We start from the raw sequence: 762 nt of genomic DNA, 5'->3' as shown, positions 1-762 counted from the left end.
CGCCATGACGTTGGAGCGCGCGAGCGACGCGTTCAGCTACCGTCTCGCAGACGGCCGTTGTTTGCAGCGATTGGGTGGGAGCATTCATTAGCGCGCCTCCCCTGCCGAAACCGGCGTCGTCGTCAGGAACCGTTCAAAGACATCCGCTATCTTGTCAATGTCGACGTCAGACATTGCCGTTGACAGGCAGGCCGCAGCGCCAGCAGGCAGGATCACACCTTCGTTGCGGAAGAAGCGGGTCATCTTCTTCATCGAAGCCGTTTCGTCAGGCAATGGATACGCTTCGCGATAGTCGTGCGGCAGCGTTCCCTTGGGATGGATACGAAACAGCGAGGCTGCACCGCTGATGACATAATGGGCCCGATGTCGATCAATAGCGGCGGTGAGGGCTGCACGGAGGCGATCACCCATTGCCTCCAGTCGAGCGAAAGCCGGCTCGGTCATGGCTTCCATGCTGACGCGGCCAGCGACCATGGAGACCGGGTTTGCCGAGAATGTTCCGCCCTGCGCCACTTTGGCCCGTCCGGCCGATCCGTCGAAGACGCTCATCACGCGACGCGATCCGCCGATCGCACCGATCGGGAATCCGCCACCGATAGTCTTGCCGGCGGCAATCAGGTCAGGCTCGATGCCATAACGTGCGGAGGCCCCACGATAGCTTTGGCGAATATTGAGCACTTCGTCGCAGATAACGAGAATGCCATAATGGCGTGCGGTTTCCACGACAGCGGCGATGAAGTCGGGATCGGGCGGGATAAGGCC

Annotated in this window: 1 protein-coding gene; it reads right to left on the bottom strand. The window is 60.9% G+C overall.

Annotation, left to right across the window (positions count from 1 at the left end; genetic code table 11):
• Window positions 1-87 precede the first annotated feature (87 nt).
• Complete coding sequence (locus NKI17_RS36885) at window positions 88-756, bottom strand: aminotransferase class III-fold pyridoxal phosphate-dependent enzyme (protein WP_352907955.1); 669 nt, start codon at window positions 754-756, stop codon at window positions 88-90.
• Window positions 757-762: the final 6 nt, after the last annotated feature.

The organism is Mesorhizobium sp. M0816 (genome assembly GCF_040320005.1).
Taxonomy (GTDB): domain Bacteria; phylum Pseudomonadota; class Alphaproteobacteria; order Rhizobiales; family Rhizobiaceae; genus Mesorhizobium.
Note: the sequence above shows the minus strand (reverse complement) of the source record. Positions and strands in the feature narration are given on the sequence as shown.